Raw genomic sequence first — 19,536 nt, 5'->3', positions numbered from 1 at the left:
TCACCTTCACCTTCACCTTCACCTTCACCTTCACCTTCACCTTCACCTTCACCTTCACCTTCACCTTCACCTTCACCACCCTCTTCAAACACCGCCGTCACCGCCTTGTCTCCGTTCATCGGCATGATCAGCGGGTTGTCTTCCACCATCTCCGCAGGGACGTTGCCCTCCCAGCGGACGAAGCCCCAGCCTTCGCCGGGGGTGGCGGTGACGGTGCCCGGGGTTCCCTCGATGTATTCGGCTACCGGCGGGTCCACGGTACAGCCCGTGCAGCCCTCGGCGGCCACATCGGCGGTGAGGGTGTAGATGATTTCGTCGTCGTAGCCGATGATCTGCAGGCTCTGCTCGATGGTGACGTTGACCGGGTTGCTGGTGCTGGTGCCGGGGCCCCATGCGGGGGTGGAGAAGGAATCGGGCAGGCCCGCCCAGTGGTGGAACTGGTGGCCGTTCTGGCGGTCGAAGAAGAAGCTCTGGGATGCGCCGTGGTCGTAGGTCCCGCCTTCGGGCTCGATGACGCCCTGCTCGATCACCTCGGTGGTCACGGTATGCACCTGGATGAAGGTGGCGGTGACGGTCTTATCGCCGCTCATGGTGACCGTCGTGCTCGGGTTGGTCCCGGAGGCGGCACCGCTCCACTGCTTGAAGCGCCAGCCCGCCTGCGGCGGATCTGCGACCACTTCGGGCGTGGCCACGAGATTCACCACGGAATCCTTGTCGTGGAGCGTCTCGCCCACGGCGGGGGACACCGAGCCGCCCTCCGCCGGGAGATTGCCGATGAGCTCCTTCACCATCGTCAGCGTCACCTGCTCGACGAACACCGCCGTAATCGTCCGCGCCTGGTCCATAGGCAGGTCCAGCGAGGGGTCGCCGCCATCCGCGCCGTCGAGGTTGCCCTCCCAATGGCTCCAGCGCCAGCCCGACGCCGGGGTGGCGGTGAAGGTCTTCGTCCCGCCCATGGGTCGAAGATTCGCCGAGGCGAAATAGACCCCCGTGCCGGGAGAAACCGTGCCCTGGCCGTTCTTGTTGACCGTGATCTTCACGCCCGCAATGAAGTTCGCCGTGACGGATTTGTTGGTGTCCATGGTGAAGCTGTGTGTTGGTGCGAATGCCACATCTGCCATTGCAATACCCCTTCCCCAGCCCCTTTGCTGGACGGCCACCGGGCCGCTGACTCAGGATAGCAGGGGGCGGTCGTTCCGTCAATAGGGACATGGAGTCTTTGGGGCGCGTAGGCGACGCTGCGTTACATCCCTTGGGACAGGCCCGCGCGCGGACGAACACTTTGACCCGTTGGAGACACGGACGGACACCTCAGCCACCCCCACCCGCCCAGGGGCCCCGGCGCGGGTCCGTCCCCAGGGCCCGCTCCACCGCGAGGACCTGGGAAAGACTCGGGGGGCAATGCGGGGTGATCCGAGTTTTCCTGGTGATGCCGATGGAGTCCGCCTTCACACCTGAATACAGGTGGCTGCCTCTACTTCTTCGTGCGTTGAATCCCGTTGGACCAGGGAGTGCACGAAGGCACCGAGAAGATAAGTGGGAGAGGAATTGGAAAGACTTTTTCGGTTCATCCGGTTTGAGCGTACATTCTCGTTCGGACTGGAAATACTCTCGGAATTCTTTGCTTCTTTGCGAGTCAGGGAGTTGCATCAAGAGCAAGTCACCACGCGTGATTGGATTTCATTTTCACTCTTTGCCCCGGAGGGGCAGCGGAACTTAGTTCGCCGCGGCGAATGGAGCCTAAGCGGAACCCTGGGATCTGGAATATCCATAGTCTAAAACCCCCGGAGGGGGTGACGTAGATTTTGGCAAAGCGAAGTATTCTCGTTACTTGGCGCGGCTCTTTGAAAGTGTCCCAATCGCATGTATCATTATTCCTCTTGCGTGGTTTCCGTCGCCCCCTTCGGGGGCTGGAGTGCGCTTTCAATCGAGATCCCAGGGTTCCGCTCGTACCTCGCTCCACCCTGGGCTAAGTTCCGCGGCCCCTCCGGGGCCAACGCATTCGTCAAGCAAGTACTTTCAAATCCTTGCGGAGCTGGCCACAAAGGAGAACGTACGCTCAAACCGGATGAACCACTTTTTTTCGAATGTACGCGTATCATGACTCGGTGCCGGTGCAATCAGTAACCACCGGCAGAACCGGTGGTATGAAGAAGGTCCCTGAAAGGGGCCGGTTAGTCCAGGTAAACGTTTCGCTCGCCAAGGTCTATGGGGTTCATCCGGGTGAAGCACGCGACTCGATTTCTGGCCTGCTACTCAGGACCGCAATGTTACCTATCCGCGAAGCGGATGGCAGATTCGCGTCGTGTTGCTCTGCCATCCGCTTCGCGGATTCAAACGAATTGCGGATCGTCAACCCGGGGCTTACGCCCCGGGCTACTGACTGCCGCTCCTGCGGAGCTGATACTGCGGAACCCGTCCCGATTCATGTCCCACGCATTGTCACAGCGACCAATGTAAAGGCGGAACGGCGGAGCCTGTTGAATTCTCACCGGCAGAGCCGGTGGATTAGCTTGGATTTAATCCTCCCCTTTTTCTCCGCGCCTCCGTGTCGCCGTGGTCCAAATCTCCCCAACCCTTCGCCGCGACGTCCTCGTTCACTGGATCGGGTACAGAAAAACATTCCATGTCTTTGCGTGCTGCTTCCCGTCGGCGAGTTGCTGGATGCCTTGGGGCTGGGCGCCTTTTTCGCCGGTGATGAGGTATCGGATGTTGTGCTCTTTCACGAACTGGGCGAGGGCCTCGGCATCGGCGGCGGTGGTTTCGCTGAGGAAGTAGACGGGCCGACGTCCGATGGGCTGGCAGAGGGTGCCGAGGATGGACTGGCGTCGGGTGATGAGCTTATAGAGCGCCACGGGGGCCCCGGGCTCGGCGAGCATGCGGGCGTAGGGGCTGTCGTCTGCGGGCTTCCAATAGGTGGTGCCATCGGTGGGCTTCCAGAAGGGCGGCTTGGCGTCGGCAACGGTGGTGAAGGCCACGCCGGCTTCGTAGAAGAAAACCGCGCAGCAGGCGAGGGTCCAGCACCATTTCAGCATGGAGAGGCCGGGGCGCTTCATGGGGCGAGATGCGCAGTAGATGAAGGCGGGCAGGCCGATGGCGAAGATCCAGACGGTGTAGCGGGCCCACCAGTTGTTGGGCGTGGTGAGGAACAGGAGCGCGACAAAAGTGAAGAGGTAGAGGTAGAGTCCGTCACGATCTCCCCCACTTCGTTTCCGCACGTATCGAAGCAGGGCGCTGGTCGCCAGGGCGATCGACGCGGGGAGCGCGCCGAGTAGCCATAGGAAGCTGAGGCCGCCGAAGCGGGAGGCGTATTCACCGAGGGCGCCGTGCCATCGCTTCATGCTCTGGCCCTGGAGCCAGGTGTGGCCGACTTGTTTCCAGGCGGGCCAGTCGCGCATCTCGGGCGGGGTCTGGCCGCGGGTGTTGACGATTTTCTCGAAGGGTTCGCCGGGGAAGATCTCCACGCCGCCGAGGGTGATCCCGATGGGATAGACGGGGCTGCCGCCGATGACCCAGTTGCGGATATTCCAGTAGCCGCAGGTGAGGAGGGCGGCGAGGATGATCAGGGACAGCCCTGATACGGTCACGCGATTGTGGCGACGCTCACGAGATTTGAGACTGCGCAGGGCGAGCAAAAGATTCCCGGCGATGAAGAGGCCGGCGATCATGGCGACGAGGGGGCCGTTGCCTTTGATGCCGACGATGAGTCCGAGGGCAATGCCGATAGCTGCGCTTAGGGCGGGTGAAATCCTGTAGTCGTGCCATAGAATTTCGTCGTCGAGCGGGTTAGAGTGCGAGGAGGGCTCCTGTTCCGATTCATTTAAGCTACCGTGTAGCGGTACTTTTTCGCTGGGATCATTTTGTCCGGGAGGGCAAAGGGAAAGGGCAGAGTCCGATTCGATCAATTGGAATAAACGCGGCTCGGCGCACTCTAATCCGACCTCGCGGACTGTCGACGAGATAGTGTGGCACGAAATCGATCGGCGACTCTCTCCGGGCCCGGGGGGAATTCTTGCAAACATTTCATGCAGCAGCACCATCAAAGCGAGCAATCCAACGACGCAAGCGGCGAAGGAGGAGTCCACGTAGGTGGTGTGAACCTGCGCGATGTTCACGGGGAGGAGCAGGTAGAGCAGCGCGCCGAAAGCGCTCCAGTTCGCTTCCGCGCCGAGGAGGCTGCTGACGATATAGACGCCAAACGCGCCGAGGGGCAGATAGAGCACGCTGGCGCCGTTGATGGCGCTGTCGCCCAGAAGACGCGCCAGCCAGAAGCTGGTCACCTCGTGGGCGTTGGGGTAGCCGTTCATGTAGTCCAGCGCCAGTGTTGCCCATGCGGCGGGCGGATCGGCGGTCACCCAGTGAACGTAACCTTTCGCGGCCCAGAAGTGGATGACGGGGATGTGGTACCAGTTGCCGTCGAAGGAGGGATCGATCTTGATCCAGGCCAGGACGAAGTAGACACCGAGGATGAGGGCTCCCAGGAGTGCGAATGCGCGGGCGGGCCAGGAGGGGGCGCCAGCGTGTGCTGCGGGTGCGAAGTGAAAGGCGGCCGACGCCGCGGCCACGGCGAGCAGGCCGAAGAACCACGCGAGGAGACCGGAAAGGGGAATCTGAACGAGGCCCGTGCCGATGACGAGGACCTGCAGGACCCCGTGAAATACGAGCAGGGCAATCAGCGCGCGCGGGGCGATTTCTCGACGCGACATGCTATCGGTCACTACCTTTACCGGATGACGCTGCGCTACCAATTAAAGACTCCGGGGTGCCACTCGTACACGCGGGAGCCCAAGCGACCGAGTTTACGGGTGCGGTGTCGCGGTATAGTATCGGACACCTCGATGCCGAGTACAACGTGGAGAAGTCTGGTGACCCGCTAGGGATGAAGCCCCTTCACCCGTAAGCTCCCCCGCTGCGCTCCTCCGCGTACGGGTGGCACCCCGGGGACACTGCTCAGGGGTACTGATTTCTTCCCGTCTAACGCGAGTTCGACCCCTGGGTCAGCCGTTCAGTACCGCGTAGACTTCGTCCGGCGTCTGGCAGGCGACGAGGGCATGGAAAAGCTCCCGGTCACGGAGGGAGAGCATGACCTGGGCCAGCAGGCGCAGATACTCCTTGTCCGAACCGGCGGGGGTGGCGAAGAGTACGAGCACATGAACGGGCTTGTTGTCCAGGGTGTCGAAATCGATGCCGCCGGGGGCGATACCGACGCCGAGGGTGGCCTCGGTGATTTCGGGGATGCGCACATGGGGAATGGCGATACCTTCGCCGATGCCGGTGCTCATGATCCCTTCGCGTTCATAGACGGCGCGCCGGAAGGCGGCGATATCTTTCACGACGGGATTGGTGCTCACGGCCTCGATCAATGCTTCGAGGGCATCGTGCTTGGTGGAGCCATCGGGCACCACGCAAATCTGTTCTCTGGCTATTTCGATTCCGAATGCGCTCATATGCACTACTAATCGGCGGGCAGCTTCAACCACGCGCACGAACTCCTTTGCGGTGTTTTAGAATGTGAATACGGGAAGGCGTTCCCGCATGCGCGCGAGGGCCTCGTCGAGGCGCGCGTCGGTCACGGTGAGGGAGAAGCGTACAAAGCCCTCGCCGTTGACGCCATAGCCCGCGCCCGGCGCCACGACCACCGCGCAGGTTTCGAGGAGGTGATCGCAGAAGGACGCCGAGGTGAATCCCTGGGGCACGGGCACCCAGAGGTAGAAGGCGCCTTTGGGCGGATCATAGGTCCAGCCGAGGGCGCGAAGGGTTTCGATGATCTTGTTGCGGCGGCGGCCGTAGATCTCGAGCATGACGTCGATGTGGCTGTCGCACTCGTCCAGCGCGGCGATGCCGGCATACTGGATGGCATTGAAAATGCCGGAGTCGGTGTTGGCCTTGGAGGTGGCAATGGCCTTGACGATATCGGGATTGCCGCTCGCCATGCCGATGCGCCAGCCGGTCATGTTGTAGGGCTTGGACAGGGAGTTGAACTCGATGCCCACTTCCTTCGCGCCGGGCGCGCTGAGGAAGCTCAGGCGCGGCACGCCGAAAACGACTTCGCTGTAGGGGTTGTCGTAGCAGACGACGATGTCGTTGCTCTTCGCGAATTCGACCAGTTCGTTCAGGAACTGGGGCGTGGCCACGGCGCCGGTGGGGTTGTTCGGGTAATTGAGGAAGAAGGCGGAGGCTTTCTTCGCCACGTCGGTGGGGATGTTGGCGAAGTTGGGCAGAAAGTTTTCTTCCGACTTCATGGGGACGGCATAGGGCTCGCCGCCGGCAAACCAGATGGCGGGCTTGTAGCCGGGGTAGCCGGGGTCGGTTACGAGGACGGTGTCGCCGGGGTTGATGACGGCCATGCCGAAGTGGTGACAACCTTCCTTCGACCCGATGAGGGCAACGATTTCCTTCGCGGCGTCGAGGTCCACATCATAGCGGCGCTTGTACCAGCGGGCGATGGCGTCGCGGAGTGCCCGCATGCCCCACTCTTCGTCCGTCGGGTAGGGGTGGTTCGCGGGGTCCTGGGCGGCCTTGCAGAGGGCGTCGATAATGGGCTGGGGCGTGGCCTCCACCGGATCGCCGATGGCGAGGCTGATCACGTCGATGCCTTTGGCCTTCGCTTCGTTGATTTTGTTGCGAAGGGTCATGAACAGGTACGGGGGAATCTTCTTCAGCCGGTCGGCGGTCTGCATGTACACTACTTCCTTTGGCAAGGTTGGCTTTTTGATGGATGCATGGCCGGTCGTCTTTTCTCCGCGCCGCCGGAACAGCCATCAAGTGACGTGTGGTTGGCGGGAAAAACGCATCGCAGCCCAAGACCGCTGATCTTACACCCCTGAAAGTCCGGTTTCAAGCTCGCATAAGCCCTAAAGTGCGAAATCTGTGTTTCCGACTGCCGCTGGAGGCCCGGTGCCTCACTTGCCAAAATGGTGTTTTACGGCCTCGACAAAGGCCTCGGCGTAGGCCTGGCGCCAGGCCGGATCGGCGAGGCATTTGCGGTCGTCGGGATTCTGCAGGTTGGCCGTTTCGACCAGGACCTTGGTGGGGACCAGGGTGTGCTTGAGCACGGCGGGCAGCCATCGCTCCGTGCGGCTGCGCTGGATGACGTTGCGGATGGGATCGCTAGTGGTGTGCACTGCGATGGGGGGCTTGTGGGTACGCAGGGTCTGGAGGAGGGTCTCGGCGAAATCACGGGAGACGGCCTCGTCGCGTCGGCGCTCTTCGGGTGTGGTCGAAACGCTGCGATTGCCCTTTTTCGTGTAAGGGGCATAGGCGGGGCCGTCCAGGGCCTTGTCGGAGAGGCGGTGGGCCGCACCGGGGATGTAGACCATGCTGCCGCGCAGCTTGTAATAGAGGGCGTCGCAGTGGATGGAGGCAAAGAGCACGTTGTCGGGCTTGATGCCCCGCTTGAGTTCGGCGCGGTAGATGTCGTTGGCCACGTACCACCGCAGGTTGGCGGATACGCTGGTGTCGGTGGGGCTGTAAGGCGGGTTGGTCAGAACGACTTCGTCGGCATCGTGGGTAAAGCTGCGCGCATCGGAGGTTTTCTCCTTGCTGCTCTGATCGCGCACGGTGAGGTGGACCCGGGCGCGGGTGGTGGATTCGAGGACGTGCTTGATGCGCATGACGAAATCGTAGGTCAGCTCATCTTCCAGGAGCTTTTCGTGGTGAGCGCCCTGATCGCAGCCGCCGTGGCCCGCGTCGAGAATGACGACGACGCCGTCGAGATCCTTCACGGCGCCCCGGGCCGCGCGGAGACGTCGGGCCTCGGCGTTGACGTCGTCGTAGGACTGGCGCAGGGCGCTGCCTTCGGGCTGGAATCGATCGGCGAGCATGTCTCGGGGGATCCGGATTTCCTGATCCACGTGGATTCGGGTGGGATCGGTGATCCCGTTGCGCTTGAGCACTTCCGCGGCGGCCTCCTGGACCGCCTCGACCTCGCGAAAATCGGTGAAGCGGATGATGACCGAGGTGTAGATGGCTTCGCCCTTCTTCATCGCATAGGACGCGTATTCGCCTTTCCCGTCCTTACCGTACTCAAGCTCGCCGGGGGCGAGTTCATAGTCGTCTTCGACGGAAGGGTTCGCCCCCATTTCATCGTCGGCCTCCACGGGTTCGAGCATGACCCCGGTGCGGCCGGGGAGTCCGGCGGTGGGGGTCTTGAAAGCTTCCTTAAGGAGATCGCGGGGAATCAGGAGCACCTGGCCCTTTCGGGGCGTGCCCTTGTAGCCCTGGTTTTCGGGCATGGCCTCGAGCGTCTTGTAGTTGGTGCCGCGCCCGGTGAGCCACTCGGCAAGGTTCCACCAGGATTCCACGCCGGCGGCGCCTTCAAAGGTGACCTGGTGCCACCAGCCGCTCTTGTCGGCATAGTCCTGGGGAAAAATGGTCTCGATAACGCGGCGCTGCACGGCCGGTTTGAGGTCGCGAAAGTGAAGGTAGGCGACCCGGAGTTTGTCATAGTGCACCCAGGCGTTCTCATCGGCGAGGTAGCGCTTGAGGACCTCCGCCTTGGCGTTGCCCCGGGGGAGCTGGCACTCGAGGTAGAGGGTGCGGCCCCCTTTTATCCCGATGGTGGCCCCGGTTTCGAGGGGTTTTCGAACCGCTTCGGCGGCCTGGGCCATGGGGGCAAACAGGGCGAACACGGCGAGGCAAATACAACTAGCGTATAGACTTAGGGGGAGACGTCCGAAGAAGTAGTTTAGGCGTCGTTCCGTTGTCATACCACCTGCCATGCTGAATACCATATATGGGAGTGCTACCGAGAACTACACCATATCTCAGAAAGTTGCCTTTTTGCAACACCATATATGGAAATTCGCCAAGATTCACAAACAATATGCAGGCTGGGGGCGCGCGCAAAAAAATGCCGACCCCGGATTATGCCGGGGTCGGCGATAGGACCGCTCAGCGGTCGAAATACTGGATTACGGCCTCGACAAAGGCCTCGGCGTAGGCCTGGCGCCAGGCCGGGTCGATGAGGTTGGCGCGGTCCTGGGGGTTCTGGACGTTGGCTGTTTCCACGAGGACACGGGTGGGCACGATGGTGTTGCGGATCACGCCGGGGATGTAGCGTGAGGAAGCCGACTGGATGATGATGTCCCGGATGGGCTTTTCGGAGGCGCTGACGGTGATGGGGGGCTGATGCTGGCGCAGGCTCTGGAGGAGACCCTCGGCAAACTTCCGCGCGCGTACTTCGGCATCCTGCCGCTCGGGTGCGGTAATGGTAATGGATTCGAAGCCCTGCGCCTCTTTGTACTGCTGATAGACGGGGTTGTCGAAGGTTTCCACATCACCGCGATGGGCGGCGCCGGGAATGTACACCATGGTGCCGGAAAGCCGCTCCGGCAATGAATCCACGTGAATGGAGGCAAAGAATACGTTTTCTTTCGGCGTGCCAGCCTTCACCTCCTCGCGGAAGAGATGATTGACGAGGAAGGCGCGCATGATGACGGACATGGTGGTGTTGGTCGGGTTGTAGTTGGGCGTCGTAAGGAGCAGTTCATCCTGGTCGTGAAGGAAGCTGCTGGCCGTGCTGGGCTTTCCGTCATGATCGGGATCGAGCACGGTGGTATGAATCCGCGCCCGGGTGGTGCTTTCGAGCCGCTGCTTGATACGGAGGACGATATCGTAGGTAATTTCGTCCTCGAAGACGTCGCCGTGCTCCTTGCCGGGGTCGCCGCCGCCATGACCGGCATCAAGGATGATCACAATGCCTTCCAGGCCGCTGCCGCCTCGGGGCTGGTACGCCGGGGCGAGCATGTCCACGGGGATCCGGATTTCCTGGCCCGGCATGACGCGGCGCGGATCGGTGATAGCGTTTCGATCGAGGACGCGGGCGACTGCGTTGTCCACGGCGGCCTCACCACGCAATTCAGTGAATCGGCCGATCACGTTGACGTGAATGGTCTCGCCCTGTTTCATGTGGTAGGCGGCGTATTCGCCTTCGCTGTCGACGCCGTAACGGAGGTCGCCGATGGTGACGGGTCGGAGGGGTTCTCGACCCGGCCGGGCGGGCGAGGGGGCTTTGAAAACGTCTTTCAGCAGGTCACGGGGAATGAAGAGAATCTGCCCGTTCCGGGGTCTTCCGACGAAATCTTTGTTTTCGGCGATAGGTTCGAGGAAGTTGTAGTTGCGGCCGCGCCCGGTAAGCCAGTCGGCGAGATTCCACCAGGATTCAAAACCGGGCGTATCCTGGTAGGTCACGCGGTGCCACCAGCCGGCTTCGTCGGCGTAGTCGCTGGGAAAGAGGTTCTCGATGACACGGCGCTGGGTTTCGGGCTTCAGCTCGTCGAAGGCGAGATGAAACAGTTTCAGCTTCTGGTAAAATTTTCGTGTACTGTCATCGACGAGATTGCGCTTCAAAAAGTTGGCGCGTGCGGTGCGTTTGGGGAGCTGGCATTCCAGATAGAGGGCGCGCCCTTCATGGGCGATGATCGTGACACCCTCCTCCAGCGGACGGCGGATGGGCTCGGCGGCCTGTGCCATCGGCGCGAGGCACAGCAGCACAAACAGGACGGCACTTGCAGCGCAACGGTAAACCAGGGTTTGAAAAAAACAATGTCTGATTGGTCGTTCCGCTGTCATACCACCTGCCATGGGTTGCACTTCAAATAACACTACGGGGCGCAAGGACCATGGCATCGCCGGATGGTCCAGATACTATCCGGGACCGCCGTCGGACTCAGGCGCCGATGGGCGAGTATTCGGGCCCCAGTTCCTTCAGACGATTCGAGATGTAGGTGGCGATCGCTTTCAGGGTTGTGGGATCGGGACTCACAAAGGTGCAGCCCATCTGCACGAGACCATCCACGCTCTGGGATTCCGCGGCGCGGTGAACCACCTTGCAAGTCATTTTTTCACCGGCGAGCTCGGGGATCGGCAAGGCCGCCTCAAGCATATCGTCCACGACAAACTCGCTGTCGGTCAGAACTAGAATGCCGCCGGTGCTGAGATTGACCACGGGCACGTGGATGCGTCGCGGGTGGACATGGCCCTTGAGCTCGGCTTTGAAATCCACGGGAACGCGCCAGGAGCCGCGGTGGTAGTTGCGGACGTAGGCCGGGGGGCGGCGGATCACGAGGAAATCGCCCAAAGCCCGGGGGGCGGTGAGCACTTCGGACTCGAATCGGGTGAAGCCCTCCATGTCGTGGAATTCCAGATCCACCCGCATGCCCTCGATGGGAAAATCGCGAACGGGGAAACTGACTTCGATCGTGGTGTCGGTGACCCGCTGGATGCTGACCAGAAAGCGCTGCCCCATGATGAGAAGGAGGCACCGGTTGCCCGTCGCGAACAGATGGTCCTGTGAATGGGAATCCGCCGAAGCGTTCATGGTTAATCTCCCGGTACCCGTTTCGCCGGCGGAACACCGGCGTGATTGCCAGATTTGGAACACACTGGGGTATTGTATACCGCATGGCGTGTTGTTTGTCTACATTTGGGAAGGAACCGCTCTGGGCAATACCCGCCGTCAGAAATACTCCCCTCGCAGGGTGGCAACGAAGGAGTCCGCAGGGACCGCAGAGTCAGCAGGGACTTCAGGAGGGGAAAATCTGTCGTCCCTGCTGTCTCTGCCGTCCCTGCAAGTCGGAGCGATACCCGTCCCCGAAGGGAGATACTTCAGGGCCGCAGACCAATCTATTTGCTTTAACGCTGTCTACCCGGCAATCGCCTGGTAGATGACGGGCCGATAGGCGGGTGGTGGTACGGGCTTTCCCCCCTCGGTCGCCACGGAGAGCCACAACGATTTCGCGATCTGGAGCTCCCGCAACGCCTCTTCCGGGGTCTCTCCAAATGCGGAGCAATTGGGAAGATCCCGGATGTCGGCGATGTAACCACCATCTTCATCGGAATAGAAGATGTTGATGTGATAGTCGGGCATTACTCTTCCTCCAGTTGAAGATTGTGTTTTTCAACCAGTTTGAGGAACTGACGTATCTGATAGGGCTTCGCCTGCCCTTTGACGTTCTGAATGTTTACGAGCTCGGGAACACCGGGGCATTCAAAAATATGATGGCTTCCCGAAGTTCGCGAAAGTACAAACCCGAATCCTGCAAGCAGATTCACCATCTCCGTGAACTAAATGTTGTTCGGGCCCGCAAGGACCTTCCGTAGTAATTTATGCCGATTCATGGCGTCAACCTACAATAGAATATACCCCTGTGTGTCGTGAATGCGACATGGTATTTCGGAGAATGCATTGTACAACCCCATTTCCTGCCGCTTGCCTATGGTGCTCTAGATGTTCCGTGCACAATCGCAGGAGTTCTTCCGCCGATATCCGCAATCCACTTGTACCGAAAGCCACTGGAGTTCCAATAAGATTCGTGGTGTATCGGCATAGAATTCGACACACCGGATGAAGTCGCGCAATAAATGCGTCTGGACTTTCAAGACAAACCACAAGAAAAGTTTGGTGCTGAAAACTGATGAGGCGAAATCCAGAGATCTCATTCCAGAAAGTCATCCCAATGGGGAACAAGCTTGCATCTTCCAGTATTCCTCGACTGTCGAGTATAAACCCAGGACGGCAACTGAATATCCTGGCCAGCAAAAGCAAACTGCCACCCCCAAAAAACACCAATCCAACCCATCCAACACCGTGAACGATGAGAGCGTTTACTGAATGTGGTATCGATTCGCGCGAAAGTGGATAAGCATAGATCAAAGCTATGTCAGCGGCGACGAGCACCCAACACAAGGCAACCATCAGAAGGGTCTTTGTCTTGCTGAACTGTACGACTATCTCTCTCATGCCAGTGGTATGACCTACGCCAGCAGCGGCGTGATCACATGCCCATGGACATCCGTAAGGCGCATGTCCCTTCCCCCGAAGCGGTAGGTGAGGCGTTCGTGGTCCATGCCGAGCTGGTGGAGAATGGTGGCGTGGATGTCGTGGATGTTGACGATGTTCTCGACGGCGGACATGCCCATTTCGTCGGTCTCGCCGTAGGTCATGCCGCCGCGCAGGCCGCCGCCGGCCATCCAGATGGTGTAGCCGCTGACGTGGTGGTCGCGGCCGTCGTCGCCGCCGGAATGGGGCGTGCGGCCCATTTCGCCGGCCCAGAGGACGAGGGTTTCGTCGAGGAGGCCCCGGGCTTTGAGGTCCATGAGCAGGGCGGCAACGGGCTGGTCGGTGATGCGGGCGTTTTCTTCGTGGCGCAGTTTGAGTTCGCCGTGCTGATCCCAGGGGGCGTTGTTGTTGTGGGTGAGAGGGCAGGTGATCTCGATGAAGCGCACGCCGGCCTCGACCATGCGCCGGGCGCGGAGGCATTGCAGCGCGTAGAAGCGATCGAAGTCGTCCTTGCGATCGACGCCGTAGAGGCGAAGGGTGGCCTCGCTTTCGCCGCTGACGTCGCAGAGTTCGGGCACGAGGGTCTGCATGTGGGCGGCGGTCTCGTAGTTGCGGATGGCGGCCTCGATGTCGCTGGAGCCGCCGCGCGCGAGGGCCACGGCGCCATCCTGCTGGGCCAGGAAGGCTAGCTTGGCCTGTTGCAGGGCCTGGGGATCGGCGGGCGAGATGTTATCCACAGGCGTGCCCTTGGCCCGTACGACGGCGGCCTCGTGGGTGGCGGGCAGGAAGGAACTGGCGAAGTTCTGGGAGCCGCCGTTGGGAACCCAGTCGTTGTTGAGCAACACGTAGCCGGGGAGCTGCTCGTTTTCCGTGCCGAGGCCGTAGGACACCCAGGCGCCGAAACTTGGCGCCGCGCCGATGCTGCGGCCGGTATGGAGCAAGAGGTTTTGCGCGCCATGGAGGGGCGTCTCCCCCACTACCGAGCGCACGACGCAGAGTTCGTCGGCCACTTTGGCAACATGTGGAAAGAGGTTGCTCACCCAAAGGCCGGATTCGCCGCGCTGCTTGAAATCCCACAGGCCCTTAAGCCATTTGCGGGAGGGGCTGATGGCCTGGGAGCCTTTGTCGGCCACCCACTCCGCCTGTTGTCCATGGCGCTTGTTCAGCTCGGGCTTGGGATCGAAGGTATCCACATGGGAGACACCGCCGTCCATAAAGAGAAAGATGACGTGCTTCGCACGGGGGGCGAACTGGGGCGCGGGCGCGGCGGCGGACCAGTGGCTGGCGAGTCCCGAGAGGGCCAGCATGCCGAAGCCCATGTTGGTGCGCTTGAGAAAATCGCGCCGGGTAAAGGCCGGGTGGTCGCGACCCGGACAGAGGGGATTCACGGAGTGGCGTATTGGGCTGTTATGGTTTGCCATGGAATTGACCTCGAACTTGGAATAGCACGATAAGGGAATAGACACCCTCGATTGATGCAGGGACAACAGGAACTTCAGGGACGACAGGAATCTGATTTCCCTGCTGTCTTTGCAAGGCCTCGGCAATCAAACTTGTGCAACTTCGTTGCACATACGCGGGTAGGAAAACCCGCGCTCCCGTCCTTATGGCACGTAAATAAATTCCTTTAGATTGAAAATCGCATGGGCCACATCCTGCCAGACCGGCTGGCAGTTCATAAAGGCGGCTTGATCTACGCCACGGAGTTTGGCGCTCTCCTGCGCGAAGGCCACGAATCGGGCCGTCTCTTCCGGTTGGGGCGGACGGGCGAAGGCGGCGCTGAACATACGCTCCACGCGGGAGTCGGGTGTGGCGTCCTGCCGGGTCACTTCCTGCTGGCTCCAGTGCCCGGCCATGGCGACGACGAAGGGATCGTTCAGCAAGGCCAGGGCCTGGTTGGGCACGTTGGTCGCATCGCGACGGCCCACGGTGACTTTGGCCAGGGGCTGGTTGAAGGTGCCGAGGAATCGGGGCGGCTCCATCATGGTCATTTTCAGGTAGAGACTGCGGCGACCATCGCCATCCAGGGGACCGGTGTGGAGACGCTTGTTCTTGTCTTCGGCCACGCGGAAGGGGTTGATGGGCGGGCCGTATAGCGTATCATCCAGGCGGCCCGAGGCGGCGAGCATGGCGTCGCGAATGGACTCGGCCTCCAGGCGGCGCAGGGGCATGTGATGGAGCAGGCGGTTCTCGGGATCGATCGTCACGGCGTCGGGATTGGCAACACTGCGCTGTCGCCAGGCACTGGAGGTCACCAGCATGTGGATGAGCTTCTTCGTGGACCAGCCTTCGGCCATGAAACGGCGCGCGAGCCAGTCGAGCAATTCCGGGTGTGACGGCAACTCGCCGAGATGGCCGAAGTCATCCGGGGTGCGCACAATACCCGCGCCGAAGAGGTGGTGCCAGACGCGGTTCACGTAGACCCGGGCGGTAAGGGGATTGGCGTCGCTGGCGATGTTGCGCGCGAGGTCCAGCCGTCCACTGGCTGCACCAAAGGCGCGGGCGCCGGGGCCGCCGAGGAAGCTGATGGTGCCTCGGGGAACAACGTCGCCAAAGACCGTGTAAGACCCGCGCACGCCGATACGTTCGTCGCGCCCTTCATACCAGTCGTCCACGGAGCCGATAACACGGTCGGGCTGGAGCCGCTTTTCGGTATCGCGGTAACGCGCGGCGATGGCGGCGAGGTCCGGATTCGCTGCGGGATCATTGGGGAGCCAGTTGAGCGAGATGGCTTCGTTGAGAAGGCGCACGTCTTCCGTGGTGCAATCCCCGGCACTCCAGCGTTCCACGGCGGCAATAATCAAGGTACCCATGCGCGCCGCAAGCTCGGACGGTGATTTCGGGGCGGTGCCTTCGAAGAGGGGGGCATAGCGCGCAAGCTCGTCGCCGGGGGCTTTGCCTTCGGGGTGTTCATAGATCCGTGAGACGCCAAACCAGGAGCGGGGATCGACTTCGTCGGCCTCGGCCACGCCGCCCAGACCATAGCGCGGCGGGAAATAATTGTTAAGCGACTTGGTGACCAGCTCCAGATAGGCGTGGCGCGGGGTGGGATCATTGCCGCCGGCCAAGGCGACAAAGTTTCCCGCCGGTAGTGTCAGCCAGCCCGCGGGCGACTGCTTGAGAAACTTCACGCGCTCGCTGTGGAAGGCGTTCTCCACGATCATGGTGCCGGCCGCGAAGCGCCCCGCACCGTACTCCACGGAAACAATCGGGGCTGGATCCTGAGAGAACAATGGACTGCGAAGTGCGCCCGCGAGGCGCTCGGACCAGACATTGGACCAGCGGCCCGCCGGGAGCAACTGGGCCACGATGGCGTTGTCATCGCTACTGACCGCCAACTCGCCATCGTGCTTCACCAGGCCGTATTTCATGCCGAGGCCATCAATGCGCCAGCCGGGGGGCAGTTCCTCACGGGTGAGATCGGCGAGCACCTGAAGATTCTTTCGATTCTCCGATTGGCGTACCGCATGTACAGGCTTGAATTCTCCCGCGAGGGTGCTCCACGCCGATTCCAACGTCGCGCCCTCGGCCTGGGCCGCCTTGTTCAAGTGGCGCCAGATCGCTTTGGCCGATTCGGGGAATTTGGGGGCTTCGGCGGGCTTCGCTTTTGCGGGCTTCTTCGCATCGGCGGGCGGCGGCGGATCCTCGATGGGGGTCTCGGCGATTCGCTTCGTCACTTCTTCCCCCGCGGCGAGCCAGTAGGACGACAGAGCCGCGCGCAACTCCGATTTGATGCCGCGCAGTTCCTCGATGACGGGGCCGTTGGGATCCGACGCGTCGGCGGGCCGCGAAATCCACCGGGAGCTCATGAGCACGCCCGCGAGGCTGTAGTAATCCTTCTGGGCCACGGCATCAAGCTTGTGATCGTGGCACTGGGCGCAGGCCACGGTGGTGCCGATGAAGCCCTTGCTAACCGTATCGATGATGTTGGCCACGGCCTCTTGCGTCACGCCTTCGGCGTCGGCGTTGTCGCCGTGGCGGCGCTCACCCAGGCGCATGGCGCTGGTGCCGATGAGGGCCTCGTTCAATCCGGTATCCGGGTCCACGCGCGGTTCGATGAGATCACCCGCGATTTGCTCCAGTATCAATCGATTAAAGGGTATGTCCTGATTGAAGGCGCGCACGAGATAGTCGCGATACATCCAGGCGTTCTTCGCGGGGGTGTCCCACTCATAGCCGTGGGTGTCTGCGTAATGGACCACATCCATCCAGTGGCGGGCCCAGCGCTCGCCGAAGTGGGGACTGTCCATAAGGGACTGGACGAGGGCATCGTAGGCCCCGGGCGAATCATCCGCAGCAAAACGCTCCACCTCTTCCGGTTTCGGCGGCAGACCCGTGAGCGCAAAACTCAGGCGGCGCGCCAGGGTGCGGCGGTCGGCCTCGGACACGGGGGCGAGCCCCTTCGACTCCATCGCGGCGAGAAGGAAGCGGTCCACGTCGTTGCGCGGCCAGGCGGCGTCTTTCACCGCGGGCACCGATGGATCGGCCACGGGCTGGAGGCTCCACCAGCCAAGGCGCTCCTTGTAGAGTTCGTCCCATTCCTTCTTCTCAGCGACCTGCGGTGTTTCCGCGTCGTCGCGGGGATCGGGCGCGCCCTGAGCAATCCACTCGGTCAGCACGGCAATATCCGCTTCGGAGAGTTTGCTCTTCGGAGGCATCTGAAAGTCTTTGTCGACATGGCGCACCGCCGTGATCAGGCGGCTCTCCTCCGGCTTGCCGGGCACGAGGATGACTCCGCCCTCCCCGCCTTTCAATATGCCGGATCGTGAATCCAGTGCAAGGCCCCCTTTGATCTTCTGATCATGGGAATGGCATTCAAAGCAATTCGCCGCGAGGATGGGTTGAACTTTGGCCTGGAAGAAATCTTCGCTAGCGGTGGCCTCCTTCTCCTCCGGGAGCCAATGGATGCCAATAATGCGCTGCTCCACCAGGCCGGTGGAAGGCTCCAGCGAGCCGGGCTTCTTCTCCGCGAAGGCGTCGGTGCCCATGGTCCAGACGACTTTTTTATCCGGGTTTACTTCGAATAGCTGGACGCGGTTTTCTCCTTCGGCTTTGTAGTGCCAGTCGGAATTGGCGATGAGCGTATTGCCATTTTCGAAGCGGTGAAAACCTCCTGTGATGATGACCGGGAAGTCGGTGATATCGGTGGCCTTCAACTCCCACACGACGGTATGATCCGGCGCGGCTTCGATCAATCCGCTCTTCCAGCTCATGAGCGTGTTGCCGTTGGCCAGGCGCTCCGCCACCACGGGCAATTCCGGCACGGGATGACGCCAGAGTTCCTTGCCCGTCTCATCGATTTCGATGAAGGCCTTCTCATGGCGCAGGGCAAGGAGAAAGGTGCCTGCGGGCGTGCGGCGCAGGAGGTTATAGCGTTCATGCTCCGGCGCCGTCGGCGTGGTGGGCACGGGGATGCGCTTCACCTCGCCCTTGCCCCCGGCAGCGATTTGCACCAGCTCCATGCGCGTTGCGTCCACGGTCATCACGTCGCCATTGGGCAGGGGCACGCAGGTCTTCAATTCACTGGGCGCTTCAAGGCGATACTCCCAGAGCGTGTTGCCCTGGGGATCCAGTTCGCGCACGTAGCGGTGGGACGAGCACAGGTAGTTGCCCGACGGCAGCCGCCAGCCGTCGTAGACCATGTCGTCCCACTCGACGGGACCGGGCTTGCCGTCAGTGAGCGATGTGACGAAATGGCCGAAGGACATGGCGCCGTCGCGGTCGAAGACGCTCACGCCCTCGGCGGACGCGATAAACACGGAGCCGGGATCCACGGGTGCGGACTGTGCGAGCACGCTCGACACACACAGGGCCAGCGCGCACGACAGCGCGTACGCACGAAAACGAAAAGACACGATTTTCGCGATGGAGCAGGAGCGTGTTGTAGCCATGGAATCACTCTAAGCGAGTTTTGGGGAAAAATGCAACACGATTCGAGGATTTATGGATTTGGGCGAAGCTCTGGTGAATGCATATCGAGCCCCCCTCTCTCACTTAGTTATCTCACCACATTGACGTCGCTTATCACCCCGGAATTATTCCGGGCCACGATGCTGGCAAAATCACCCGATAAAACGGCCTCCAGAAACGGATTAACGATGACCAGCCCCTCAATCTTCTGCCCGTGCTGCATGTCCTCGGTCAGGAGCCGCGCGCAGCCTGCTTCAAGGGCCGCGGCAATGATGAGTGCGTCGTAGAAGCTGTAGCGATAGCGAGACTGGATCGCGATAGCACTGGAGTACAACACCCGACTGGGCATTATCCTCCAAAGCGGTGTCAGGACCTTTTCGAGGAATTGGAGTGCGTCTCCAGTAGAGGCCGGGACTTTCAGCCTGGTCGTAATGACATTCAAGGTTTCCTGGACCACCTGAAAACTTATGGCCCCAGTGTCGTGAATGAGCGCCTCCGCGAGGATATTCTCCGAGATCCGGCGTTTTCCTGCGTCTGTTTCATCAAATAGGTAGATGAAGATGTTGGCATCAAAGAAGTCAACGCTCATTCATCTCATCCCGGGTAAACTTGCGTCCACCCGTGCGCAATTTACTCTGGAGTGCAGCCACGACGGCCATCGCCTGCTGGGCGCGATGGGATTCCCCGGCATAGTCCGCCAGCCAGATTTCGATCTGCCTATCCAGTGTCGTTTGCTCGCTTCGCGCGCGCGCCTCCGCCGCCTCAATGAGACGTTCGTCTAACTGCACCGTAATCGATTTCATCGCACTCTGGTCTCCGCCGTGGGCCTTTCCCTTAGTGTACAC

Annotated in this window: 12 protein-coding genes and 1 pseudogene; all 13 read right to left on the bottom strand. The window is 61.3% G+C overall.

Going from position 1 to position 19,536, the window contains the following annotated elements:
* The coding region (locus JNK74_24725; protein ID MBL7649395.1) for a hypothetical protein at positions 1 to 1,121 on the bottom strand (1,121 nt) is incomplete at its 3' end.
* Between the two features lie 1,476 nt (positions 1,122 to 2,597).
* The gene (locus JNK74_24720; GenBank protein ID MBL7649394.1) at positions 2,598 to 4,706 is read right to left on the bottom strand and encodes a hypothetical protein; all 2,109 of its coding nucleotides are present in this window, start codon (positions 4,704 to 4,706) and stop codon (positions 2,598 to 2,600) included.
* A gap of 291 nt (positions 4,707 to 4,997) precedes the next feature.
* Positions 4,998 to 5,447 (bottom strand): PTS sugar transporter subunit IIA, encoded by a 450-nt coding sequence (locus JNK74_24715; GenBank protein ID MBL7649393.1) that lies wholly within the window; start codon positions 5,445 to 5,447, stop codon positions 4,998 to 5,000.
* A 57-nt stretch (positions 5,448 to 5,504) separates the two neighbouring features.
* On the bottom strand, positions 5,505 to 6,680 hold the full coding sequence (locus JNK74_24710; GenBank protein ID MBL7649392.1) for an LL-diaminopimelate aminotransferase: 1,176 nt from the start codon (positions 6,678 to 6,680) through the stop codon (positions 5,505 to 5,507).
* A gap of 222 nt (positions 6,681 to 6,902) precedes the next feature.
* On the bottom strand, positions 6,903 to 8,630 hold the full coding sequence (locus JNK74_24705; protein ID MBL7649391.1) for an N-acetylmuramoyl-L-alanine amidase: 1,728 nt from the start codon (positions 8,628 to 8,630) through the stop codon (positions 6,903 to 6,905).
* A gap of 262 nt (positions 8,631 to 8,892) precedes the next feature.
* Complete coding sequence (locus tag JNK74_24700; GenBank protein MBL7649390.1) at positions 8,893 to 10,473, bottom strand: N-acetylmuramoyl-L-alanine amidase; 1,581 nt, start codon at positions 10,471 to 10,473, stop codon at positions 8,893 to 8,895.
* A gap of 196 nt (positions 10,474 to 10,669) precedes the next feature.
* A complete protein-coding gene (locus JNK74_24695) occupies positions 10,670 to 11,320 on the bottom strand; it encodes a PilZ domain-containing protein (GenBank protein MBL7649389.1) in 651 nt (216 codons plus the stop codon).
* A 324-nt stretch (positions 11,321 to 11,644) separates the two neighbouring features.
* A complete protein-coding gene (locus tag JNK74_24690; protein ID MBL7649388.1) occupies positions 11,645 to 11,869 on the bottom strand; it encodes a type II toxin-antitoxin system HicB family antitoxin in 225 nt (74 codons plus the stop codon).
* Positions 11,869 to 12,120 (bottom strand): annotated as a pseudogene (locus JNK74_24685) (type II toxin-antitoxin system HicA family toxin). The gene JNK74_24690 and the pseudogene JNK74_24685 overlap by 1 nt, the downstream one beginning before the upstream one ends.
* 636 nt (positions 12,121 to 12,756) lie before the next feature.
* Positions 12,757 to 14,202: a DUF1501 domain-containing protein gene (locus JNK74_24680; GenBank protein ID MBL7649387.1), complete on the bottom strand. Its 1,446-nt coding sequence runs from the start codon at positions 14,200 to 14,202 to the stop codon at positions 12,757 to 12,759.
* A 183-nt stretch (positions 14,203 to 14,385) separates the two neighbouring features.
* Entirely contained in the window at positions 14,386 to 18,672 is a 4,287-nt protein-coding gene (locus tag JNK74_24675; GenBank protein ID MBL7649386.1) for a PSD1 domain-containing protein, read from the bottom strand.
* A gap of 107 nt (positions 18,673 to 18,779) precedes the next feature.
* Entirely contained in the window at positions 18,780 to 19,280 is a 501-nt protein-coding gene (locus JNK74_24670) for a PIN domain-containing protein (GenBank protein ID MBL7649385.1), read from the bottom strand.
* Positions 19,270 to 19,494, bottom strand: coding sequence for a hypothetical protein (locus JNK74_24665; protein ID MBL7649384.1), 225 nt, complete (start codon positions 19,492 to 19,494; stop codon positions 19,270 to 19,272). Before JNK74_24665 ends, JNK74_24670 begins: the two co-directional genes overlap by 11 nt.
* Positions 19,495 to 19,536: the final 42 nt, after the last annotated feature.

This window comes from Candidatus Hydrogenedentota bacterium (assembly GCA_016791475.1).
Lineage (GTDB): Bacteria > Hydrogenedentota > Hydrogenedentia > Hydrogenedentales > JAEUWI01 > JAEUWI01.
This window is presented reverse-complemented; position numbering and strand designations above follow the sequence as displayed.